The organism is Nostoc sp. GT001 (assembly GCF_030382115.1).
In the GTDB taxonomy this organism is placed as follows: Bacteria; Cyanobacteriota; Cyanobacteriia; order Cyanobacteriales; family Nostocaceae; genus Nostoc.
The window spans coordinates 1,890,582-1,915,207 of sequence record NZ_JAUDRJ010000003.1; the positions used below are offsets into that span (position 1 = coordinate 1,890,582).

Consider the following 24,626-nt stretch of genomic DNA (forward strand, 5'->3'; position numbering starts at 1 on the left):
TGACTAGTTGAGTTTCTCAGGAAGCAGCATCATATTCATCCACTATAAGCAGGCTTTGGTCAAGTCCAGTTTTTTTGAGTGTTTCCAAGACCATTTCTTGTGGAGCAACTATGTAAATATTTGCATTAGCATCTATTGTTTGTTTAGCAAAAATGAGTACCCGCAGACCCGCACTGGCCATATATTCTAAGTCTTGCATCAACAACACGAGGTGTTTTGGATTCTCAACTGCTGCTTTCTCTACCTCTGTCTTGAAAACGGATGCAGTCATTGCATCTAATTCTCCAGACAAAGTGATTTTAGCAACATCATTGCCGATCTCTAGTGTGACGCTCAAAGCCATAACTTTTTCCTCTATGCTGATTTATTTGAACCTATTCGTAAGATTTTAATGTCGGAGATAATTTATCAATAAGCAATTATACTTAAAATGTTGCTGAAAATTGGCATTGGAAACATAATTTTTGAACAGGTGATACTTACTTTGGGCTATGCCTACGCATAAGGGACTTCCATCAAAAAAGATCCCATCGCTGTGTAGGCAGAGGGGCAGGGAACTCTTAACAGTCTATACTTTGACGACGCATTCAGGAGCTTGTTGGCGGATAGGCACTTGAAGTATGAAATTAGTAAATCACCCCCAGTCAACCCGCTAGTACAGTTAAACAAACCGTAGTCCGAATTATTGGTTCTCTGTGGGTACTGATTGCCAAGCAAGACGATGTTTCCAGTGCGATGTGAAATTAACTTGAACTACTTGGTTAAAGTCCTCCAAAGCTGCTGAAAAAGTTTTCTCTTTTAGCTTTGCTGCACCTTGGTTGTTCAACTGTTTAGGGAATTGTGGATTCCATACATATTTTTGACAAGTTTTGTGGGCAATTTCTACATCACTGCCATTTTCAGGATTTTGAAAGACGGGATGATAATGTAACCTGTTGCAGCAAACTTGCAACCATTCTTGCCACCCACATTGCCACAAGCGGACTGTTCCATCAAGACTACCACTGACAATCAATTTACCATCAGGGCTAAAAGCTGCGGAATTTACCCAATACTCATGTCCGTGCCAAGGTTGACCAATGGGGTTGCCGTGAATATCCCATAAGCGCACTGTCAAATCATTGCTGGCACTGACAATCCACTGACCATCAGGGCTAAAAGCGACAGAATTAACTTCTTTTTCATGCCCGTGCCAAGGTTGACCAATGGGGTTGCCGTGAATATCCCACAAGCGGATTGTCGAATCATTGCTGGCACTAATAATCCACTGACCATCAGGGCTAAAGGCGACAGAATTGACTTCTTTTTCATGCCCGTGCCAAGGTTGACCAATGGGGTTGCCTTTCATATCCCATAAGCGCACTGTCGAATCATTGCTAGCACTGATAATCCACTGACCATCAGGGCTAAAGGCAACAGAATTGACTTCTTTTTCATGCCCGTGCCAAGGTTGACCAATGGGGTTGCCTTTCACATCCCATAAGCGCACTGTCGAATCATTGCTAGCACTGATAATCCACTGACCATCAGGACTAAAGGCGACAGAATTAACTTCTTTTTCATGTCCCTGCCAAGGTTGACCAATGGGGTTGCCTTTCATATCCCACAAGCGCACTGTCAAATCATTGCTGGCACTGACAATCCACTTACCATCAGGGCTAAAGGCGACAGAATTAACTTCTTTTTCATGTCCGCGCCAAGGTTGACCAATGGGGTTGCCTTTCATATCCCACAAGCGCACTGTAGAATCATTGCTGGCACTGACAATCCACTGACCATCAGGGCTAAAGGCAACAGAATTGACCCAATTCTCATATTTGCGCTGCGATCGCGCGATGACCCGATCTTGTAGTATTTGATCTAGCTCCCACAAACGCACTGTGCGATCGCCACCACTGATAATCAACTTGCCATCGGGGCTAAAGGCTAGGGAATTAACCTGTCCTTCATGTCCGCGCCAAGGTTGAGTCATGGGGTTGCCATTGATATTCCATAAGCGGATTGTGCGATCGCAGCTACCACTAATAATAAAATTGCCATCAGGGCTAAACGCTACAGAATTTACATGTCCTTCATGTCCATGCCAAGGTTGACCGATGGGATTACCTTGGATGTCCCATAACCGCACTGTACAATCACTGCTACCACTGACAATCAACTTGCGATCGGGGCTAAAGGCGACGCAAATAATTTTCGCCTCATGTTTGTGCCAGGGTTGAGTAATGGCGTTACCTTGTAAATCCCACAAACACACCGTTCCGTCAAAACCAACACTGATAATGCGATTGCCATTTGGGCTAAAGGCGACAGAAATAACTCCTTCCTTATGTCCGCGCCAAGGTTGAGTAATGGCGTTACCTTGTAAATCCCACAAACACACTGTTCCGTCAAAACCAACACTGATAATATGCTCGCTATTTGGGCTAAAGGCGACAGAAATAACTCCTTCCTCATGTCCCTGCCACGGTTGATTAATGAGATTACCTTCTAGATCCCATAAACACAAAATTCCGTCAATACTGCCACTAACAAGAAACTTGCCATCACGACTAAAGGCTAGACAATTCACCTCTTGCTTGTGTCCCAACAAAAATTTAGCAGTAGGATTGCCCATGATATTCCACAAGCACACCGTAGAATCGCTACTGCCACTAGCAATAAACTTGCCATCAGGACTAAAGGCTACACAATTAACCTCTTGCTCGTGTTCGCGTAAGCTATTCGTCTCTGTCGGTGTGTTCATTGCTTGCTTTAAGCTTCCCAAAACAGGAGCTAGAAGCTGGTTTGGGTATTTTTCTAGATTCTCACCCATTGTTTGAATTGCCAGCACCAAACCTTCTAGCGGTTGAACAGGAAGTAAATTCAAAACCCTGGCGGATTGTTCGCGCAGTTTTAATTCAGTCAGTGCAAGGTGTAACTTTTGAATCTCTTGTTCCTTTTCTCTCAAATGGCGATCGTGCCATCCAACACTAGCATTAATAAATTGATTAGCTTGTTCGTCTAAATAACCAAACGTTTGCTCTTTTAGTTCTTGATAAGTCTTTATCTTCAAAACCCCGTTTGCAATATCTTCTCTTGCCCACAGCATATCTAAGGTGTATGCCAGAAGTGGTAAATAATCATTTTGTTGGTGAAAATCATGAATAATTTGCTCAACTAATCCTTGTTCAAAGGTAACGCCATGTCTAGCAGCAGGTTCAGCGATCGCTAACTTTAATTCTCCATCGCTCATTCTAGTGAGTATACGACTATAGCGATCGTGGATCTTTGCAAGTTGGGGATACTCACTAAATTTATCCAAAAAATCAGACCGCATTGTTAAAACAATTTTGACAGAGCTATCCTGCTGCTGGAACAGTTGAAAGAGACTAGCAACAAATTTATCACGTTCCGGCTTTTGAGTTTTCGTAAACAGTTCTTCAAATCGGTCAATAAAAATCAGAATGCACTGATAATCTTGTTTGAGGAATGTGACAATTTTAATTAGGGTATTTTCTCTTATTTCTTTAGCAATATCCGCTAGTGGCGATTTTTTGCCATAAGTAGAAGCAAGACACTGATAAAGAGATTTAAAAGGATTTTCATTTGGGTGAAAACTTATATTAATTAATGATTTTTTATAAAATCCCAAATAAGGAATTAAACCTGCCCGAATCAATGATGATTTGCCACTCTCTGATGCTCCTAAAAGCAAGAGTACATTATCTTTTTTTAAGCGATCGCCTAGATTAGCAATCCACTTCTCCCGACCAAAAAATTTATCTTTATCTTTAATTTCAAAAGTTTTTAATCCTAAGTAAGGAGAGTCTGTTTTAAGTGGACGACAATGAATTTCCTCAAAATTACTGTCAGAAAAAAAGTCGTATTCAGAAATACCTTGGACATTACACCCAATATTTATATCGCCTTGAGAACTGTTAACCATCTTATCTCCTTACCTTTGGACATCTCTGGCTAAATCTTTACCTCAGTTATAGTTCCTCGGCTAATCTTTGTAAGTAACTCAACAAAATTAATTAGCGAAGAAATGCAGAAGGCAGGTGGTCACTGAGCGTAGTCGAAGTGAGGCAGGAGGAAGAAAATACAATTCTTGCTCTCTGCCAAAAGGGTCTAAAGTCCCTAAATTCGGTTTTAAATACCTTTATTCCGGGAAATTACTTAAACAAACTTTAAAAATATGTAGTAACTTTATCCTAAAACGCCGGAAATGACAAACGGGATGGAACTTTTTGATAACCTACACCTTGCTATGTTTAGCGGCAAAGGTGGAGTCGGAAAAACGACAATCTCCTGCACCTTTGCATGTCGTTGGGCGCAGAAATTTGCCAATGAGCAAATTCTTTTAATCTCAACCGATCCGGCTCACTCTCTTGGAGATGTCTTACAAGTTAGCGTTGATGACATTCCTCGTCCCATAGCAGAACTACCCAATCTACGAGTAAGGGCGTTGGATGCAAAGCGTCTGCTACAAGACTTTAAAGAACGTTATGGTCAGGTGTTAGAACTGTTAGTGGAGCGGGGTAGTTTTGTTGAAGGAGAAGACTTGCTGCCAGTTTGGGATTTAAATTGGCCTGGACTGGACGAGTTGATGGGCTTGTTAGAAATCCAACGCCTTTTTCAGGAGCAGCAGGTAGATCGAGTAGTAGTAGATATGGCTCCTAGCGGTCATACTCTCAACTTGTTTGGATTGATGGATTTTTTAGACACTTTCCTTCATTCTCTGGAACTGTTTCAAGAAAAGCATCGGTATATTAGCAAGACCTTTGCTGGGAGTTACACACCCGATCGCGCTGACGAATTTTTGCAAACCCTGAAAGCTGAACTTTCCCAAGGTCGCCGTCTCCTTCAAGATCCTAAGCATACAGCTTGTTTGTTAGTTGCGATCGCCGAACCAATGAGTTGGTTGGAGTCAAAACGATTTCTAGAAGCCTTACAAACCATGCAGGTTCCTTGCGGAGGATTGTTTGTTAACCAAGTCCTTGCCAGTGCGACTGACCGCGATCGTTACCAAGAACAACAACCGCTTATCAGCCAGTATACGGATCTTGCTAACGAAAAGCCGATGTTTATTGTGCCACAGCAAGATGAGGAGCCTTTGGGAATTGTAGCCCTCTGCCATCTCATCAACCAAATCCATATTCCTCAGCTGGAACCGCTATCTCTTTTCGATCTACTCCCAATTCAATGGCCTGAAAAAATTCCTCCTAGCTTTGGAGATTTTCTCACCCAAGGTCGTCGCCTGTTACTAATTGGCGGTAAGGGTGGAGTAGGCAAGACCACAGTAGCAGCTGCCATTGGTTGGGCGATGGCTCAAAAACATTGCGATCGCAAAATTCGCATGGTTTCCATCGATCCAGCACACTCCTTGGGTGATGCCTTTGGTCTGAGTTTTGGACACGAACCATATCAAATAACTGCCAATCTTCGAGGTCAGGAAGTGGATAGCGATCGCATTGTCGATCAATTCAGAGCCGATTACCTGTGGGAACTGGCCGAAATGATGAGTGGCGAAACCCAAACAAGCGAAACTATTGAAATGGCTTATGCTCCTGCTGCTTGGCGCAAAATAGTCGGTCAAGCTTTACCAGGGATTGATGAAATGCTTTCTCTGTTAACAGTAATGGAATTGCTAGAGCAACAAGAAGAAGACTTGATTATTTTAGACACTGCTCCTACAGGTCATCTTCTACGTTTTCTAGAAATGCCAAATGCACTAGCAGACTGGCTAGCTTGGATTTTCAAACTCTGGATCAAGTATCAGAATGTCCTTGGTCGTACAGAGTTTATGGGGCGTTTACGAACTTTGCGACAGCGCGTAGTCAAAGCCCAAAAAGTGCTAAAAGACCCACAGCAAGCAGAGTTCATTGGGGTTACGCTTAACCAGGCTAGTGTACTTGCCGAACAACAACGCCTGTTCAAATCTATGCAAGAAATAGGTGTGAGCCAGAATTACCTTGTTCTAAACCGCTTTACTTCTACAGCAACCATTACCATTAATTGCGATTTTCCAGGTTTGACAATGGTTCGCTTACCAATGCTTCCTCGCTCAGTTCAGCCTTTAGAACGCATCCAAGCAGCAGTCGGCTGTTTATTTTAACAGCTAATTAAACTAAATACTTTCATACCCAAAGAGAAATTTATTATGCACCGCACTCCAAAACGTGGACAAATTCAAGCCAAACTTAGCACCATGCCTCCTCAACGTTCGCAAGCAACAGTTTACTTAAATGCTTACAAAATAATGCTTGAAAAAGAGCGTTTAGAGGAGGAACTAAAGAAACTCGAAGCACGCCAATCTCAGATTCAGCAGCGTCTTGCTATTTTAAACAGTCAAATAATTGCTGAAGAGGACATTACCCATCAGCAAGCAAAGACTGACTTGGAGGACAAGACACCAAAATTCAAAACCTTAACATTGGAATACTAGTAAGTCGGTACAAATAAAGTTAACTAGTAAGGGTCATCATTAGTTAATAGTCTCTAATCCGAATAGCACTAAGCTAACGGCAAACCCATTATCTATAACGCTTTTGGGTGTTGGGTGTAGCGAGGAAGAGATTTATTTGTGTCGGTACTCATATTTACTTTTCTTGATTTTTCCTTACACCCCACACCCTAACCCCATCTTGCCAAAATAGTACTTTAATTTAGACTGATAGACCATCTTTAAAGTTAGTCTCGTTTTTTACTAATTCAAAAAATTCTGAGATTTCTTGAGGCGAGCGTAGGTGGTAGACATTTTTAGTGCTTTGAGCTTGCGCGACATATTCACGATATCTTGGAGTCAAATATTTGTGGCATAACCAAAGCACGCGGTAACTATTGAGGGAACTCTTCAATATTGGGCTGTCTTGAGGCCAGCCGTCTGGCGGTTTTAAGTAACCTGTGATGAATCGTTTAGTTACCCACCATCCATGCAGATATAGTGGTAGATCCACATAAACTAGAGTATCTGCCTCGTTCAGTCGTAGCCAAAGAGTTTCCATGCAACCAAACCCGTCAATAATCCATCGGTCAGTTGATAAGATTTGCTGATGAGTGCGCTTATAGTCTTCCTGGGGAACCTCTACACCTCCTGATTGATATTTAATTTTATCCAGGACGTGAAGTGGTAAACCAGTGATTTGGGATAATCTTTTGCTCAAAGTTGATTTACCGCCTCCAGCATTGCCAAACACCGCTACTTTTTTCATCATTACTCTCCTTTTGTTGCAATTAACTCACCTCTAATTAGAAATGATAAGTTCTTCCATACCCTACTACGATTATCATTTTCATTAATAGCTTTGCTATCGTAGTAACAGAAGTACGATCGCTCTTATGAATATTATGGAACGGCTAGTTATATAGAGTGGTAGTGTAGGTTAATCTACAATGCTTGCTCGAATATCTTTTAAAGTCATCATTAGTGTTAATGGTTCTATTGGTGATGCTTGAAAACCACGTTTTAAATAAAATTTTTGGGCTTCTTCATCTTTAGCGTGAACCAAAATACATCTAACACCAGCTATTTGAGATACTGATAAAATGCGTTTAATAGCATCTTTTAATAAACCAGACCCTATACCTTGTCCTTCCCATTTGGTATCTACAGCTAGCCTACCAATAAGCATACACGGTATAGAGTCTGGTGCATTCCGTTTAGCTTTGCTAACAGCTGCTAAATGAGTTACAGAAGCCGTTGCTAAACAGTAATAGCCTATTACTTTATTTTCAACTGTTACTACAAATGTTCTGGCTGCATCTCCCTCACTTTTCAAAGCTCTCTCCTTCAGCCAGCTATTCAAGGCTTCTGATTTAGATTCAAACTCTGATACATCATGGTCTTTAGTAACAGGCTGAGGAGCATTAATCATTTTCGTTTGGTTTGTCATCAATCCCAAGGCGATTTAGTAGTTAAGAGTTTACGAATTTCTTCATTCGCTTTAGGTGGTGACTCCAAAATAGCAAGGAATTCTTGATATTTTTCCTCATCTAATGCAAAGAAGGTTTTGTCACAGATGACTTTTTCAGCTTCTCTACAGGCTACCTCTAACATAAAGTCAGAACGGCTTTTACCAAGAATCGAAGCCGCATTGTCAATTAAATCCCGTTGTTGTTCTTGAACTCTAATATTAATTACTTGGTTACGACCAAGATTATCCATTTTAGAACGGGCAACCATTAGGTATCTTCCATGTATATGTGTCATATAAGCATTACCGAAGTAAGCTTGCAACCTTACTTCGGTAATGCTTAATATCTAATATAGAACATTGTATATACAACGTCAATACAATTTATGTATCAGTGAAAATATCGGGAAATGACTCTTTTCCTGGCGTTCTAGGGATGAAATTGTACGTATTGAAATTTAAAACTCCTTATCCTAAGCTGTCGCGCCTACAAGTTGCCTCATAATCTTTTAGGTAAAACCTGTAAACCCTCTCCTCTGCCCCTCTGCTCCCCTGCTGTCTCAATGTGCAAATTAAAAACACAACAGCTTATCTGCGTCTGGAGCGCTTCTGCGTGAGACAAATCATCCTGCATTTATGCAACACCTTATTCCCTATCCTCTGTTTCCTGCTTTTCTGCTTCCAGAATTGCTAATAAAAGAGCTTCTTCCTGAATTTCAAACTCTTCTTCAGAAAGTTCTCCCATATCAAAAGCAAGTTGGAGTGTAAGAAGCTGCTTGCTGAGATTTTCTTTATCATCAATTTCAGTATTGGCTTGTTCTAAAATTTTTTCCCCAAGCCACGTTACCCCCATTAATGGGCCAGTAATCGGTAGTAGTAAGAAGCGCAGAACCATATTAATTTACACTTGTGTAGATTTGTTACAGCTGTCTCACAAGACCGTAATCTTGCTGATGACATTATATAAAACATTACTTAGTCTTATGTTGATGCCAAAATGGGTTGGATTTGAGTTCAGTTAAGGCTTCTTGACATCTGTATTTTATATTTCCGATGTGCAAAAAATTACTTTTACATAAAATTATTACTTACGAGGTACTTAGAGCTTGACAACAGTATTAAATGCATCTCCCCAACGATTTGTCAATACCCCTGCTGTTCAACGCATCGCTCAACGTGCTTTGCGCTATCTACAGTCGGGTTTTTCAGTACATTTACGTGGTGCGGCCGGAGTCGGAAAAACTACTCTGGCAATGCATCTAGCTGATTTGCTCAACCAGCCGATCATCCTCTTATTTGGAGATGATGAGTTTAAAACCTCAGACTTGATTGGTAATCAATTAGGTTATACCCGCAAAAAGGTTGTTGATAACTTCATCCACAGCGTTGTGAAAGTTGAAGATGAACTTCGACAACACTGGGTTGATGCCCGATTAACCCTAGCTTGTAAAGAAGGATTTACGCTGGTTTACGACGAATTCAATCGATCGCACCCGGAGGTAAATAACGTTTTACTCTCGGTACTTGAGGAGAGGTTGTTGGTATTGCCAACAAACCAACAGCGAGCCGAGTATATCCGGGTTCATCCTAAGTTTCGGGCAATTTTAACATCAAATCCTCAAGAGTATTGTGGAGTTCATGCAACTCAGGATGCTTTGATGGATCGTGTTATTACCATCGATATGCCTACACCTGATGAACTGAGTCAGCAGGAAATTGTAGTTCATAAAACAGGTATAGATTCTGAGAAAGCAGAAGTAATTGTCCGCTTAGTACGGACGTTTTGGAGTCGATCTGGTTCTGGACAGGGCGGTGGATTGCGTTCCTGTCTGATGATTGCCAAAATCTGCCACGAACACGAAATTTCCGTAAACCCTGGAGATCCTAGCTTCCAAGATATTTGTGCCGATATCCTGCTTTCTCGCACGAATCAACCTCTTATGGAAGCAACTCGCCTACTGGAAGAGGTTTTAAGTGAATTTTATCATCGTATAAAAACTCAATCTCAGCCAACTGAGACAATACCAGACAGCCAAAATCAGATTGTATTGGAACAACGAGTACCTTACGAGCATGAGGTCTACAACTACCTGTGCAATTCTCCAGGAAGGCGTTTCTCTGAATTGGCAGTAGAGTTAGGGATCGATCGCAGTCAAATTGTGGCTGCACTCAAGTCTCTCAGAGAACAGGGAGTATTAGTACAAATGCAGGGCAATGCCGAGTCGCCTAACATCTCACAAACAGTTGCTTTTGATTCTGGTCATTTAATAAACAAATGAGTACTAATACTAACCGGGGAGCTATCACCACATCAACTCAGGGTTCTACTTTGGCAGATATTCTCGAACGGGTTCTGGATAAAGGCATTGTGATAGCAGGAGATATTTCTATTTCCGTAGGCTCCACAGAACTGCTAAACATTCGGATTCGTTTGTTGATTTCTTCTGTTGATAAAGCCAAAGAAATTGGAATTAACTGGTGGGAGAGCGACCCCTATCTTAATAGTCAAGCTCGTTCCTTATTAACAACTAATCAACAACTTCAAGAGCGTGTTGCCAGTCTAGAAACAGAACTGCGATCGCTCAAAGCACTCAATCCTATTAATCATCAGAATGCAGGCGATTAGCAAATCAAAAGGTTCCGATTCAGGTTTAGCGCCGTTATTACTGACGGTTGTTGAACTGATACGCCAACTCATGGAAGCTCAAGTTATTCGGCGAATGGATGCTGGCAACCTCAGCGACAATGAGTTAGATCGAGCTGCCGAAAGCCTGCAAAAGCTTGAACAGCAGGTTGTTCAGCTTTGCGAGATATTTGATATTGATCCAGCCGATCTAAATATTAACTTGGGTGAAATGGGAAATTTACTTCCCCAATCTGGAGGATACTACCCCGGTGAAACCTCTAGTCAGCCTTCTATTTTAGAACTTCTCGATCGCCTATTAAATACGGGTGTTGTGGTTGAAGGTGACTTGGACTTAGGACTGGCTCAGTTAAGCTTAGTTCATGCCAAGTTAAGACTAGTACTCACTTCTAAACCCCTGTAACTTTTTTATCTAAATTATTCTTGGTAAGACATTCTTATGAGTTATGGCTTTTACATTTATGGAATTTTGACCTTGCCTGCTCCACAAAATTTAAATTTACAGGGCATAGATCGGCAACCTGTACAAATTAAAATTTTGGATGGTTTTGCAGTCATCTACTCCGAAGCACAGCAAGAGCGTTATTTGGCAAGCCGTCGTAACCTGCTAAGTCATGAGAAAGTCCTTGAGGAGATCATGCAAGGAGGCGATCGCAATTTACTACCCATGCAATTTGGACTTTTGATTTCAAGCTGGGAAACGGTTTCAGAGCAATTAATTCGTCCTCATCAAGAAGAATTGACGCAATTGCTTGCGAAGTTATCGGGTTGTCGAGAAGTTAGTGTCAAAGTTTTTTGGGATACTGAGGCAGAAATTCAGGGATTGTTAGCAGAAAATCCAAATCTCAAAACTCAAAGGGATAAGCTAGTGGGTCAACCCTTGAGTATGGAGCAAGCTATCCAAATAGGGCAAGCCATCGAACAGGGAATGAGCGATCGCAAGCAAGGCATCATAGATGTATTTCAAGGCACGCTCAACTCCATTGCTGTCGATATGGTGGAAAATACTCCCCAAATGGACACAATGATCTACAATGCAGCCTACTTAATTCCTTGGGAAGCAGAATCGCAATTTAGCGAACACGTTGAAGCACTCGATCGTCAATTTGAAAACCGTTTGCGAATTCGGTACAACAATTTCACTGCCCCGTATAACTTTGCTCGTCTTCGATTATTGATTTCCAACTGAACAGCAATATAAACTGAAAATCAAAGATTCTTAGACCTCTTGCATGGATCAGATTATGGCTATTATAGTGATTCCAAGTTAAGTGAGGTACAAAAGGAATGTTTTTAAACGCAAAGGGGCGCAGAGTCTAGCGCAAAGTTACGCAGAGGTTTACCCAATTTAGAAAGTGCAGTACTCATTACTTCAGTAGATTACGAAAGTGATTTCTCTTTAATTTGCGCCTTTGCATGAGGCATAAGATTCTTATTTTCCAACATTCATTCGTGCAAGAAGTCTATTGAAATTTTTATTTTTGTTGAAATTAAATTGTAAATTAATTTTTTCTCTACCTTTTATTTAAGTAAAATCAATGGACGACATATTTAAAGGATTTGAACAGCTATTAGAACTTGCCAAAGCTTTAGAAGAAAAAGTAGAGAAAGGGGAGTTAAAAACTTCTATTGAAATTCGGTCTCATAATCTCAGTAGTATTCCCCGGCAAGGCAATATTCCGAGAAAAACTAGTTCCAGCCGAGTCAGATCCAATTCCACCGATGCAGCTACACCAATGGATAATGTTGATGATGTCACCACCCCATCAGCTAACAAGAACTCAAAAGCTTCTTGGCAAGGTATCGGCGGCTTGGGTGATGTTCTCAAGGAAATCAGAGAATTAGTTGAAATTCCCCTTAAACGTCCAGATTTATTGGCAAAATTAGGTTTAGAGCCTCCGCGTGGGGTTTTGCTAGTTGGCCCGCCCGGTACAGGAAAAACTTTAACAGCCCGTGTTTTGGCAGAAGAGTTAGAGTTAAACTACATTGCCATCAATGGCCCAGAGGTGATGAGCAAGTATTACGGGGAAGCAGAAGCTCGTTTGCGAAGTATTTTTGAGAAAGCAACTCGTTCTGCTCCCTGCTTGATATTTATTGACGAAATTGACAGTCTCGCCCCAGATCGCAGCCAAGTGGAAGGCGAAGTTGAAAAAAGACTAGTGGCGCAGTTGCTTGGGTTAATGGATGGGTTTGCCAAAACCGAGGGTGTAATTGTATTAGCGGCAACAAATCGTCCCGATTATCTCGATCCGGCGTTGCGTCGTCCGGGACGCTTCGATCGCGAAGTTCATTTTCGGGTTCCCGATCGCGATGGACGATTGGAAATTCTGACGATTTTGACAAGTGCTATGCCCTTGGAGACTTCGGTTAATTTAGGAGCGATCGCCGATTTGGCTGTCGGTTTTGTCGGTGCTGATATCAAAGCTCTTTGTCAGAAAGCAGCCTACATTGCCCTGCGTCGTCAAGTCCCCTCGCTCAACAGTGCCATTCCTGAGAACATGACTATCATCCAGCAGGATTTTCTGGAAGCAATTAAGGAGATAAAACCCTCAGTTCTCAGGGATGTAGCAATTGAAGTACCGAGTGTCAGTTGGGATGACATTGGTGGTTTGGATAATGTTAAACAAAAACTTCAAGAATCTGTTGAAGGCGCACTCCTTTATCCCGAACTATACGAGCAAACCAAAGCCAAGCCTCCTCGTGGAATTCTGTTGTGGGGGCCGCCGGGAACGGGAAAAACATTACTTGCAAAAGCGATCGCTTCCCAAGCAAGAGCCAACTTTATAGCTGTGAATGGCCCGGAATTACTCAGCCGATGGGTAGGAGCAGCAGAACAAGCAGTCAGAGAACTCTTTCGCAAAGCTCGGCAAGCAGCTCCTTGCGTTGTGTTTATAGATGAAATTGATACCTTAGCACCAGCAAGGGGAAGATTCACTGGTGATTCTGGAGTTAGCGATCGCGTTGTCGGTCAACTGCTCACCGAACTAGATGGGTTGCATGAATGCCCGAAAGTATTGTTAGTAGGAGCAACCAATCGTCCAGAAGCGATCGATCCTGCCTTGCTCAGAGCCGGAAGATTGGACTTACAAATCAAAATCGATCTACCAGATCGAGCCAGTCGATTAGCTATTTTACAAGTTCACAATCTAGATCGTCCCTTGGTTGATGTCGATTTAGAAACCTGGGCAACAGTTACCGAGGGTTGGAATGGTGCAGACTTGGCTTTATTGAGCAATCAAGCTGCTTTAAGCGCAATTCGTCGATACCGCGCCCAGGGATTGAGTGACTCCAGCTTGATTCAGATTACAAATGATGATTTCCAAGTTACATATCAAATGCTTGCCAACCAGCATCAATCTCAATAGAAGGCAGGAGGCAGAGGGCAGGAGGGACAAGAGAAGAGGGTTTTAGTTAAATTTACTTTTAGTTACATAGTTCTGTTTATTTGCATCGTTCTACTTAAGTAGCTTCCGCTCTGAACTTCTACGTTTTTTGTAGTAAATATTAATACTTATTTTTGGCACAATTAAGCATAAAAATTCTTACCTCTTCCTCCTGCCCCCTGCCCCCTGCCTCCTGCCTCCTGCCTCATCCCAACTACAAATATTTACGCCGTTTTACTTATGTCAATATACGCCTATGCTCTTTTAGTCCCCACCGCATCACCACTTGTTCTACCTTTAGGGATGGAAAGGAATATTGAACTAGTTTACTCTTCTGGTTTAGGTGCGATCGTAGAGTCGGAAATCTCACTGGAGGCAATACAGGCAACGGATGAGCGTTTACTTCAAGCTGTATTAAACCACGATCGCGTGATTCGAGAACTTTTTCAACAAACTCCCCTTCTTCCCCTACGCTTTGGGAGGGGTTTTACCTCGCAAGAAAAACTGCTAAATCATCTAGAAAAGCACCAAGAGCAATATCTAGAAGCCCTAACTCAGCTAGCAGACAAAGTTGAGTACACTTTAAAAATGACACCCTGTAATTTGGTTGACGATTCTGAAACTATTGATGCTAAGGGAAAAGCCTATTTATTGGCTAAAAAACAACGCTACCAAACACAGCAAGCATTTCAAACACAACAATGCCAACAGTGGGAACTCTTGAGCCAGTTAATTCTCAAAACATATACAAATGTTATCTGTGAAACTCGACAGTCAGATGTGCGGCAAATCCACTTTTTGGCACAGCGTAACGATTCAACGCTCAGTACGCAGCAGTTTTCACTCTGGCAGGTACAATGCTCACACTGGCAATTGGCACTGAGCGAACCTCTGCCACCCTATCATTTTCTAGAAAATACTCTCATATAAATTCATAAAAAATAATATTTAAAACTTTCCCAGAAAAAATAAAGATGAGATAATTTTTTCTTTATTTTTTTTATTTTCTTATATTTATCTTATATTTTTGGGAACACTAAACCCAGGAAGAATAAAACACATTGTGTAAGTTTTACCTACTGCTCAATCAGAGCAGGATGAAATCAATAATTAGAGTTGTGAGAGTAAAAGAAAATGGCTGTTGAAAAAGTTAACTCATCTTCAAGTCTGGCTGAAGTTATTGACCGCATTTTGGACAAAGGAATTGTAGTTGATGCTTGGGTACGTGTTTCTTTAGTTGGTATTGAACTGCTATCAATAGAAGCTCGGATTGTGATTGCTTCAGTTGAAACTTACTTAAGATATGCCGAGGCAGTTGGTTTAACATCTCAGGCTGCTGTTCCATCTGCTGCTTAACACCACATTAGAAAAAGCGAGTCTTTATGGCTTCTAAGCTGATGCGCGTCTAAAGTATATAAACACTCTTGATGGTCGTTGACTGATGATTGTTGACAGTTAACTCTTAACGGTTAACAATCATTAGTTAAATGTACAAATTAAATGCGTAACAGCCTATTTAATATAGGACTCATATTTGATTTTTGAACAAAACTCAGTACACCTTTATTCCTTCTTTCCAGTAAAGAGTCTCTTACCTTTACGAGTGATTCAGAAATTAAATCTGATTGCTATATTTCTAGTTAACAAAATAGGAGATATCATCTGATGGCTCTCAAGAATTTATGGGAACAAGAGCGATCGCAGCGATTGCAAATAACTGCTGAACGCCGTCAACAAGTTAAGCAGTGGAAACAGCTAACTCAACAAGAATTTCAGCTGCAAGCAGATGTGCTTCATCAAGAATTGAGCAGTTTTGTTACCACGCTTGACAACAACAGAAAGTTACAACAGCAGCAATTTCAGCAAGAGATCGTCGAGCGGCAATTGGAAATATTGCAAATAAAAACAGATGTCTCGCAACGCCAGCAAGAATACCGCCAACAGCGTTCAGCAAAGGCTCAGGCATTATTCCAAAACTTGCAAAATTTCCGAGAAATCTTACATAACAGTGTTTGGGGCGATTACAGTCAAGAACAAGCAGTTTCNCCCCCTCCTGCTAAAGAAGAGAAATTAGTTGCAACAGTTCCAAAATGGTCAATCTCCCGTTCTGCAATTAAAGGCGCTGGTTTTCGTCCTTCCGCCAATACGATGACTAAGAAAGTGCCTGCCTTGAATGCGGATACTGTTAAATCTAAAGTGCAGCAATACATTCAGCAAGCTGAAGGAGCTACTCTGATAGAAATTGAAGAAGTGATAGGCTTAAGCCGGGTGCAAACGATAGATATCCTGCGCTCCTTGATTAAGCAAGGGGTACTAGAACAACGCGATCGCCAATACTTTATTCGGCAACAAGCAATTTCTTGACAAACTTACATTCAAGCTGATTTTTTGTATTTGCAGACTACCTAGCGATCGCTTGTATCTGTCGCCTTAAGCAGCAGAGTAGACAACCGATAAGCATTAAAGCTGGTCTATGCTTTGTAGTATTCAACATTTCCATCTTTTTCCGGTCTGTATTGACAAGCAATTTGCTCAGTAGCAGTAGATGTAATATGGCAAAAAGTTAACCTATTAATAATTAGAAAAAGAGCTTAAATCTTTGTTCAAGTTTCCGGCTTTTAACTTTAAAAATATCCAGATTAAAAAGGGATATAACAAGTTTGTGTAGCTCAATCAAGGTTTTAAACTGTGCTATTGGCAATTGCACGATGAAGTTAGTAAGCTGGATTGTTTGAGGAATTCTAATGTAAATNGCAAAACTCAAGATATATAAGGAGGTGCGATCCATTGTGAATCAATTGATCAACCAACTTCAAACTAAATTATTTACAGGTAGGCTGAATCTTGAAGCAAGAGATGGGCCGACTTGGACGCTATATTTTCGTTTAGGACGATTAATTTGGCAGGCTGGCGGTTCTAATGCCGATGAGCGATGGCGACGACACTTGTTGCGGTACTGTTCTAATCTGGATGTGACACAGTTGGAGCAGCTTGTCTCTCCCCAGGAAAATTATCGCGAGTATTCCATTCTTGTTAAGTTGCGAGAACAAAAATTAATCGAACAACAACAACTCGTTAGCCTGATTACAAGCTCAATAGCTGAAGTTCTGTTTGATATAATGCAGTACATTGAAGCCAAAAGAAATGGCGACAATCCAGCAGGGCAGTTGTCACATACTACCGTTGTTGGTGAAGTTCCTGGGGTTCTTTTAGCTGTAATACCAACTGAGGAAGTCTTGAAAAAGGCTACACAAGCCTGGCAAGAATGGCGAGATGCAGGACTGGCAACCTACTCGCCCAATTTATTTCCGATCATTCAAAAAATTGAGCTACTTCAAGGACAAGCATCCTCTAAACAGATTATTGCTCTAGTTGATGGCACAAAAACTTTACGAGGTCTAGGGCAAAAAAGCGGTCGGGATGTCTTAGCTTTAACTCGGTTATTGATGACATTGGTAAAAACAGGGGCGATCGCTTTTTCACCCACCCCAAAACTCAGGCAGGTTGGGATTACTAAAGAAACTGGCAACCCCTCCAGTGCAGTTAATAATTCCAATTCTTCACTAAAGGCAGAAGAGGACACTGTTTTACAAGTTGCACCCAATTTCAACAAAGTTGCTCCCCCAGCAACTAGTAAAGAAATTGTCAGCCCATCCAGTGCAGTTAATAATTTCAATTCTTCACTGAAGAAAGAAGAGAACACTGTTATACAAGTTGCTCCCCCAGCAGCCGGAAACAAAAATCAACCCACAATCAAAGTCGAAGAAAAGACTATTTTACAAGTTGCCCCCCCAGCAGCTAGTAAAGCAATTATTGATGTCTCAAGACCTTTAGTTGCCTGTGTGGATGATAGTCCGATGATCTGTCGCAGTTTGGAGGAAATTCTCACCCATCAAGGTTATCGCTTTGTTGGCATTCAAGATTCCTTGACGGCAGTTTTAAACCTAATTAAAAGCAAGCCAGACTTCATTTTTTTGGATCTTTTGATGCCAAAAGTAAATGGCTATGAAATTTGTTCTCAAATCCGTAAAACTCCAAGTCTCAAAAATGTGCTTAGTTGTTATCTTAACGGGCAAAGATGGAATAGTAGATCGGATGCGAGCAAAATTAGTAGGGGCAACTGACTTTATGGGTAAACCTGTAGAAGCAGACAAAGTACTCAATGTGCTTCACAAGTATTTAAGCGTTTAGGTTGAAGCGACAGTCATGCCAGTAGCTTCCCTACATCCATTTTCAAAACAGATTTTGGATTGTAAATTGCTTTCTATATCTGGCTTGGTGTTAATTCATTTGTCGCAATAATTTGTCAAATTCTAAATTAAATAGTTAGGAAAAAATGAAAAAAGTTCTTTTAGTTGAAGATAGCCTCACAGAATCCGAAAAGATGACACGTTACCTAGAGCAAGGAGGATATTCAGTTTATGAAGTTCGCAGTGGTGAAGAGGCTCAACTCAGGTTGAAACAACAAAAACCCGACTTGATCTTACTGGATTTGATTTTGCCAGGTCAAAGTGGATTTGAGTTCTGCCGCAAGTTGAAAGCCGATCCGACAACAAAAGGAATCCCGGTAGTGATTTGCTCAACTAAAAATACAGATGTTGATAGAACTTGGGGCAATATGAGTGGTGCCGATGGCTATTTAGTCAAACCTGTAGATGAAAATACCTTGCTCCAGACTGTTAATAAATTTATTCGCTAAAGGAAACTAGGGCAATGGTACAGGGCAATGATAGCTTTTCTTCGTTACCCATAAATAGCCAATTTCGACTTGAAAACTCTCCTCAAGGAAACAACCAGAGGTTTTTAAGATTTCCGTTGAATGGAAAGGTAAATGGGTTACTCCCATTAGCTGATTTGCGGGGAGTAATTCAAGTTGCGCTGACCGAGATTTTGCCAGTACCGCAAGTAGCAGAATTCTTGTTAGGCGTAATGAATTGGCGGGGAGAAGCGATCTGGATTCTTGATTTAGCAGCTTTGTTGGGAGCAACACACTGGTGTCGGCGAGAAGGTGTGCGTAACTCTGGCATGGCGATGCTTGTTCAAGTCCAGAATCAAACCGTCGGGCTGTTGGTGGAGCAAGTCAATACCATTGAAGTTCACGATCCCCAAGAGCGGTTAGAGATTTCGACATCAATGTTACCTGGCCGACTAGGCTCATTTTTACAGGGTTACTTTGTGGATTCTCAAGGTAGCCCTTTGATGTTACTTGACACCCAGGTTGTGATTCAAGCCCTTCAGCCTCTTTAACACTAGACCTCTTGCAAAAATAGTTTTGCACTCTTGGGGGAAAGGGTAAAGGTAAAAGGGCAAGGGTTTTTTCTTATCCCTTTACCCTTTACCCTTTCCCCCTTACCCTTNTTCCCTACTTCTGCAAGAAGTTTACTCTGCATTCTACTCCTTAATTCCGACAACCTTCATAGCAAGAAAGATCATGGTAGCGCAACACAATCTTAGATCCAGCCAACCTCACTCAAATCCCAGTAACGGTTATAAGGAAATCGATAACGGGCATACCGTTGATGTACCAGCAAAACAGCAAATCACCTCCGCTCTAGAAGAATTGCGAACTGAACTGGATCAAGCTGATTGGGTGGAAACAGGGCCATTGCGAGAGAGAATCCGCAAGTTAAAAGAACTGCTAAGTGTGTTGCCATATCAAGACGGAGGAGATGGATTAGAGGTTGAGCAAGTACAGGCGATCGCTAGCAAAATCCGCCAATTTTCCGATCTAGATACTTTGCTCGCCACTGCTGTCATAGAGATACAAAGCGCCCTGCAAGCCGATCGCGTCGTGCTGTATCAGTTTACGAATCCGACGCTGGGGATAGCTGTTGCGGAGGCGATGAGGGATGGTTTTACCCCAATGCTGAAGGAAAAACTGCCCGCCGTCACTTTTGGATTGGGTTCTGGCAAGGTTTATCAACAAGAAAAATTAGTCGCGATCGCAGATACCTACACTGCAAACTTGTCTCCTTACCAAAAGCAACTCATGGAGCGGTTTCAGGTTAGAGCTTGTGTGAGTTTGCCAATCTTAGTAAAAGATGAGGTTTGGGGTTTGTTGGTAGTGCAGCAATGCACTGCTACTCGCCAGTGGCAAAATGCTGAAATTCAGTTACTAAAATTGATCGAGCAGGAATTAGAAGCGCAACTGCAAGTTGCCGTGATTCAGGCTACGTTGCAACAAGAAGTGGAAAAAGACCAAATCCTGGTGGGTGTAGCGAATAAAATTCTCCAGTCCAAAGATTTGGATACCATCTTTCGCGTTACCACCCAAGAAGTAAGACAGTCACTAAAATGCGATCGCGTCGCAATTTATCGTTTCCAGCCAGATTGGAGTGGGGAATTTATTGCTGAATCGGTTGGATCTGAGTGGGTTTCTCTATTAGAAGAACAGCGAAACAACCCAGCAATTGTCAATAACGTTAACTATTGCAGTGTGAGGAACCTTGCAGACGAAGGCGGATTGGCTGGGACAACCGGGCGATCGCAAAATGCAGATAGCTACATTCAGCATAGCCAAGGCAAAAATTTCCATCGCGGACAGATTTATCGAGTCAATAATGATATTTACAGTGCTGGTTTTTCTGACTGCTATATCAAAGTTTTAGAAACCTATCAAGCCAAAGCATACATTATTGTTGCCATCTTCCAGGGAGAAAAGTTGTGGGGCTTGCTCGCTGCCTATCAAAATTCTCAGCCTCGTCAGTGGAAAGATAGTGAAGTTCGCCTAATGGTGCAGGTTGCAACTCTGTCTAGTATTGCGATTCAACAGGTGCAATATCAGCAACAACTTTATCACCGCTCTGAAGAGTCAGCCAAACTTGTTGAACGAGAACGTACAGTTTTCGGCATCATTGAAAAGATTGGGCAAGCAACGGATCTTCGCACCCTTTTCCGCACTACAACCCAAGAGTTGCGGCGATTTTTAAAATGCGATCGCGTTGTCGTTTATCAATTTCATCCAGATTGGAGTGGAGAAGTTATCGCTGAATCTGTGGCTGCTGGTGAGTCGTCACTGGTGGAGATGCAGGAACAAGAAAGCATTTTAAAAACAGGCATGGTATCTTCAGAGCGTTGCCATGTTAAGGACTATGGCTCCCCTGTTAAACCTGACGCTGATACCTATCTTAAGGAAACGCAGGGTGGAATGTACGCCAAAGAAAAGCGCTTCCGCAAAGTCAACGATATTTATGCTGCTGGTTTTTCACCTTGCTATTTAGAAGCATTAGAGAAGTTCCAAGCCAAAGCGTACATCATTGTTCCCATTTTCCGCGCTGGTAATCTCTGGGGTTTGTTAGCAGCCTATCAGAATTCTGATGTGCGGAAATGGACTGAAGAAGAAATCGGTGCTTTGTTGCAGATCGGCGAACCGTTGAGCATTGCCCTCCAGCAAGCTGAATATATCGAACAGCTACGGTTAAAAAATATCGAAATGACCCAAGTAGCTGAAGTAGAACACGCCATCGCCCGAATGACGGAGAGAATGCTTCATTCCCAACACCCAGAAACAATTTACCGCACTACCTTGGCAGAATTGCGGCAGTTGTTCAAATGCGATCGCCTAGCAATATATCGCTTCAACTCTGACTGGAGTGGTGAATTTATGGCTGAATCTGTAGGCAGTGACTGGGTGCCTCTGGTTGGCCCCGATATCAAGACCGTATGGGAAGACGAACACCTACAGCAAACCCAAGGCGGACGCTATCGCAATAATGAAACTTTTGTCGTCAATGATATCTATACTGTTGGTCATGCCCAGTGCCACATCGACCTGTTAGAGCAGTTCCAGGCTAAAGCCTACACCATCGCCCCAATTTTTGCTGGAAACAAACTTTGGGGTTTGTTAGGAGCTTACCAAAATAGCAGCCCGCGCCAGTGGAATTCTGAGGAGGTGCGATTGCTGACCAAATTGGGCATTCAGTTGGGTTTAAGCGTGCAGCAAGCCGAGTACGTCGGAGAACTGAAAACGAAAAATGCAGAGTTGGCGCAGGCAGCAGAAGAGGAACAAGTGCTGACAGGGATGGTGGAAAAAATTCGCCAAGCTCAAGAGGCAGATACAATTTTCCTGAACGTGCTGCCAAGTTTACGCAAACAACTACAGTGCGATCGCCTAGCAGTATTTCGCTTTGGTTCCGACTGGAGTGTAGAGTTTGTTGCCGAAGCCGTAAAAGATCAATGGCTGTCTTTAGCTGGTTCCGACATCAAAACGATTTGGATGGACGATCACTTACAAGAAACTCAGGGCGGACGCTATCGCAATCATGAAACCTTTGTTGTCGATGATATCTCCACTGCTGGTCACGTTCAGTGCTACGTCGAGATATTAGAAAAAATCCAGGCCAAAGCTTACGCGATTGCTCCGATATTTACTGGAAGCAAACTCTGGGGCTTTATAGGAGCATACCAAAATACTGGCCCTCGGCAGTGGAAATCTAAGGATGTGCAACTGTTGCGAAAAATAGCTGTGCAAATGGGTATAGGCTTGCAGCAGATTAAGTATATCGAACAACTTAAGAAGAAGAATGCAGAATTAGCGCGAACCGCAGAAGGGGAACGAGCGCTAACACGGCTGTCAGAAAAAATCCGCCAAGTTCAAGAGCTAGATACGATTTTCCGCAATGCCTTACCAGAATTGCGATCGCATTTGGAATGCGATCGTTTAGCAGTGTATCGCTTCAATCCAGATTGGGGTGGCGAGTTTATTGCCGAATCCGTCAGTCGGGAATGGGTGGCTTTGGTTGGCCCCGATATCAGGACTGTATGGGAAGACGAACACCTCCAACAAACCCAAGGTGGACGCTATCGCCACAACGAGACGTTTGTGATAAATGACATTTACACTTCTGGTCATGCCCAGTGCCACATAAAAATTCTAGAGCAATTCCAGATGAGAGCCTATATCATCACCCCGATTATTGCTGGAAACAAGCTCTGGGGTTTGTTAGGAGCTTACCAAAATAGCGGGCCGCGACACTGGCAAGAGAATGAAGTCAACTTGGTAGCGAAAATCGGCACGCAGTTTGGGGTTGCCGTCCAACAATCGCAATACTTACAGCAAACCTTAAGCAAGAATGAGGAATTAATCAAACTGGCAGAACGGGAAGTAGCAAACGCCCGATTTTCCTATCGCCTGCCAAGTCGGTTAACAGAGATGGCACAAAGTCATGGTAATGTTCTGGAATTTGTCCAGTTTGCCACCCACGAACTTCGTCAACTACTGAAAGTAGATCGAGTTGGAGTTTACCGGTTTGAGCCTGATTGGTCTGGAGAATTTGTAGTTGAGTCTGTGACTGGGGATTGGCCTAAGTTGGTGGGAACAAGTCTTGCCAAAGTTAGAGATACCTATCTCCAGTACAACCAAGGAGGGCGTTATGTCCGCAAAGAAAGTTTGCGGGTTGACAATATATATAGTGTCGGTCATGACGAATGTCACATCCAATTGTTAGAGATGTGGGGAACTAAAGCCTACATGATTTCTCCGATTTTTCAAGAGAATCGGCTCTGGGGACTGATGGGAGTTTATCAAAATAGTACAGCGCGCCAGTGGGAGCAATCCGAGGAGGATGTTCTCAACCAAGCCAGCGTCCAGATTGGTATTGCCCTGAATCTTGCAGATTACCTAACACAAGTGCGTATTCAAGAGCAGCAACTAGCAGAAGCAGCAGAGCGCGAACGTACCGCCCGCGAAAAACTCCAACAAGGAGCTATACGCGTTCTCATGGCTTTGGAACCATCCTTCAGAGGCGATCTTACCGTTCGAGCGCCCCTATCTGAAGATGAAATTGGGACGATCGCCGATGGTTACAATACTACGATCCAAAGTTTGCGAGATTTAGTGCGACAAGTGCAGATTGCTGCCAGCAAGGTGAGTGAAAATTCCAGCAATAACACTACCTCAGTAGTACAACTATCTAACCAAGCTCAACAGCAAGCAGAACGGCTCGAACGCGCTTTGGAACAATTACAAATGATGGTAACTTCCACCCAGGTAGTTGCTGTTGATGCCCAAAGAGTAGGACAGGCGGTTCAACAAGCTAATAAAACCGTCCAAGCTGGCGATTCGCTGATGGAAAGAACCGTAGATGGGATTTTGGAGATTCGGGAAACTGTATCCGAAACAGCGAAGAAAATTAAGCGCCTCGGTGAAGCTTCTCAGAAAATCTCGAAAGTAGTGAGTTTGATTGAAAACTTTGCTACTCAAACTAACTTGCTGGCGCTCAATGCGGCGATTGAGGCTACCCGTGCCGGAGAGTACGGTAAAGGCTTTGCGGTGGTTGCAGATGAAGTTCGTTCCCTGGCTTATCAATCAGCGAGTGCCACCACAGAAATTGAGCGACTCGTGCAAGAAATTCAAAGTGGAACCAACGAAGTTACCGAAGCAATGGAAGTCGGGATTACCCAAGTTGTCCAAGGCTCGAACTTGATCGATGAGACTCGTCATTCCCTGAGTGCGATCGTGGCAGCTACCAACGAAATTGGTGGACTGGTGCAAGGAATTACTCAAGCAGTTTCCACTCAAAGTCAGCAATCTCAGATGTTGACAGAAGCGATGATGGATGTATCGGCGATCGCCCGCAAGACTTCAGAAAGTGCCATCCACATTTCCGAGTCTTTTGAGGAACTACGGATGACTTCACAACAACTGGAAACCAGCGTTAGCCAGTTCAAAGTTGACTAGCCCGTTCCGGGAGGGGAAAGGGAAAG

19 protein-coding genes are annotated in these 24,626 nt (G+C 42.5%); 13 read left to right on the forward strand and 6 right to left on the reverse strand.

The window, feature by feature from the left end; translation table 11 throughout:
• Positions 1-16: 16 nt before the first annotated feature.
• On the reverse strand, positions 17-343 hold the full coding sequence (locus QUD05_RS10860) for an anti-sigma factor antagonist (RefSeq protein WP_289796045.1): 327 nt from the start codon (positions 341-343) through the stop codon (positions 17-19).
• Between the two features lie 339 nt (positions 344-682).
• The gene (locus QUD05_RS34000) at positions 683-3,925 is read right to left on the reverse strand and encodes an nSTAND1 domain-containing NTPase (RefSeq protein WP_502911394.1); all 3,243 of its coding nucleotides are present in this window, start codon (positions 3,923-3,925) and stop codon (positions 683-685) included.
• A 282-nt stretch (positions 3,926-4,207) separates the two neighbouring features.
• Here QUD05_RS34000 and QUD05_RS10870 point away from each other — a divergent pair, with 282 nt between their 5' ends.
• Positions 4,208-6,097, forward strand: a complete 1,890-nt coding sequence (locus QUD05_RS10870; protein WP_289796046.1) for an ArsA family ATPase — start codon at positions 4,208-4,210, stop codon at positions 6,095-6,097.
• A 45-nt stretch (positions 6,098-6,142) separates the two neighbouring features.
• Positions 6,143-6,427 (forward strand): hypothetical protein, encoded by a 285-nt coding sequence (locus tag QUD05_RS10875; RefSeq protein ID WP_289796047.1) that lies wholly within the window; start codon positions 6,143-6,145, stop codon positions 6,425-6,427.
• 220 nt (positions 6,428-6,647) lie between these two features.
• On the opposite strand, the gene QUD05_RS10880 is transcribed toward QUD05_RS10875, so the two are convergent.
• The 4 genes from QUD05_RS10880 to QUD05_RS10895 all read right to left on the reverse strand — a co-directional run bounded on the left by QUD05_RS10880 (position 6,648) and on the right by QUD05_RS10895 (position 8,790).
• Positions 6,648-7,196 carry a P-loop NTPase family protein gene (locus QUD05_RS10880; protein WP_289796048.1) on the reverse strand — a complete coding sequence of 183 codons (549 nt, stop codon included), beginning with the start codon at positions 7,194-7,196 and terminating at the stop codon, positions 6,648-6,650.
• A 168-nt stretch (positions 7,197-7,364) separates the two neighbouring features.
• Positions 7,365-7,874 (reverse strand): GNAT family N-acetyltransferase, encoded by a 510-nt coding sequence (locus QUD05_RS10885; RefSeq protein WP_289796049.1) that lies wholly within the window; start codon positions 7,872-7,874, stop codon positions 7,365-7,367.
• Entirely contained in the window at positions 7,874-8,164 is a 291-nt protein-coding gene (locus tag QUD05_RS10890) for a type II toxin-antitoxin system TacA family antitoxin (RefSeq protein ID WP_289796050.1), read from the reverse strand. Before QUD05_RS10890 ends, QUD05_RS10885 begins: the two co-directional genes overlap by 1 nt.
• Positions 8,165-8,541: 377 nt before the next feature.
• Positions 8,542-8,790, reverse strand: coding sequence for a gas vesicle protein GvpG (locus QUD05_RS10895; protein ID WP_289796051.1), 249 nt, complete (start codon positions 8,788-8,790; stop codon positions 8,542-8,544).
• A gap of 211 nt (positions 8,791-9,001) precedes the next feature.
• Here QUD05_RS10895 and gvpN point away from each other — a divergent pair, with 211 nt between their 5' ends.
• The 11 genes from gvpN to QUD05_RS10955 all read left to right on the forward strand — a co-directional run bounded on the left by gvpN (position 9,002) and on the right by QUD05_RS10955 (position 24,600).
• Complete coding sequence (gvpN, locus tag QUD05_RS10900; RefSeq protein WP_289796052.1) at positions 9,002-10,174, forward strand: gas vesicle protein GvpN; 1,173 nt, start codon at positions 9,002-9,004, stop codon at positions 10,172-10,174.
• Positions 10,171-10,521 carry a gas vesicle protein gene (locus QUD05_RS10905; RefSeq protein ID WP_289796053.1) on the forward strand — a complete coding sequence of 117 codons (351 nt, stop codon included), beginning with the start codon at positions 10,171-10,173 and terminating at the stop codon, positions 10,519-10,521. The genes gvpN and QUD05_RS10905 overlap by 4 nt, the downstream gene beginning before the upstream one ends.
• Positions 10,508-10,942, forward strand: a complete 435-nt coding sequence (locus tag QUD05_RS10910) for a gas vesicle protein K (RefSeq protein ID WP_289796054.1) — start codon at positions 10,508-10,510, stop codon at positions 10,940-10,942. Before QUD05_RS10905 ends, QUD05_RS10910 begins: the two co-directional genes overlap by 14 nt.
• A gap of 36 nt (positions 10,943-10,978) precedes the next feature.
• A complete protein-coding gene (gvpF, locus tag QUD05_RS10915) occupies positions 10,979-11,728 on the forward strand; it encodes a gas vesicle protein GvpF (RefSeq protein WP_289796055.1) in 750 nt (249 codons plus the stop codon).
• Between the two features lie 349 nt (positions 11,729-12,077).
• Positions 12,078-13,904, forward strand: a complete 1,827-nt coding sequence (locus QUD05_RS10920) for an AAA family ATPase (RefSeq protein ID WP_289796056.1) — start codon at positions 12,078-12,080, stop codon at positions 13,902-13,904.
• A 258-nt stretch (positions 13,905-14,162) separates the two neighbouring features.
• Positions 14,163-14,852, forward strand: a complete 690-nt coding sequence (locus QUD05_RS10925; RefSeq protein WP_289796057.1) for a GvpL/GvpF family gas vesicle protein — start codon at positions 14,163-14,165, stop codon at positions 14,850-14,852.
• A 204-nt stretch (positions 14,853-15,056) separates the two neighbouring features.
• Entirely contained in the window at positions 15,057-15,278 is a 222-nt protein-coding gene (gene gvpA / locus QUD05_RS10930; protein ID WP_163931998.1) for a gas vesicle structural protein GvpA, read from the forward strand.
• A gap of 1,433 nt (positions 15,279-16,711) precedes the next feature.
• Entirely contained in the window at positions 16,712-18,046 is a 1,335-nt protein-coding gene (locus QUD05_RS10940; RefSeq protein WP_289796059.1) for a response regulator, read from the forward strand.
• A gap of 212 nt (positions 18,047-18,258) precedes the next feature.
• Positions 18,259-18,621 (forward strand): response regulator transcription factor, encoded by a 363-nt coding sequence (locus tag QUD05_RS10945; RefSeq protein ID WP_069071669.1) that lies wholly within the window; start codon positions 18,259-18,261, stop codon positions 18,619-18,621.
• A 14-nt stretch (positions 18,622-18,635) separates the two neighbouring features.
• Complete coding sequence (locus QUD05_RS10950; protein ID WP_289796060.1) at positions 18,636-19,169, forward strand: chemotaxis protein CheW; 534 nt, start codon at positions 18,636-18,638, stop codon at positions 19,167-19,169.
• A gap of 184 nt (positions 19,170-19,353) precedes the next feature.
• A complete protein-coding gene (locus QUD05_RS10955) occupies positions 19,354-24,600 on the forward strand; it encodes a GAF domain-containing protein (RefSeq protein WP_289796061.1) in 5,247 nt (1,748 codons plus the stop codon).
• Positions 24,601-24,626: the final 26 nt, after the last annotated feature.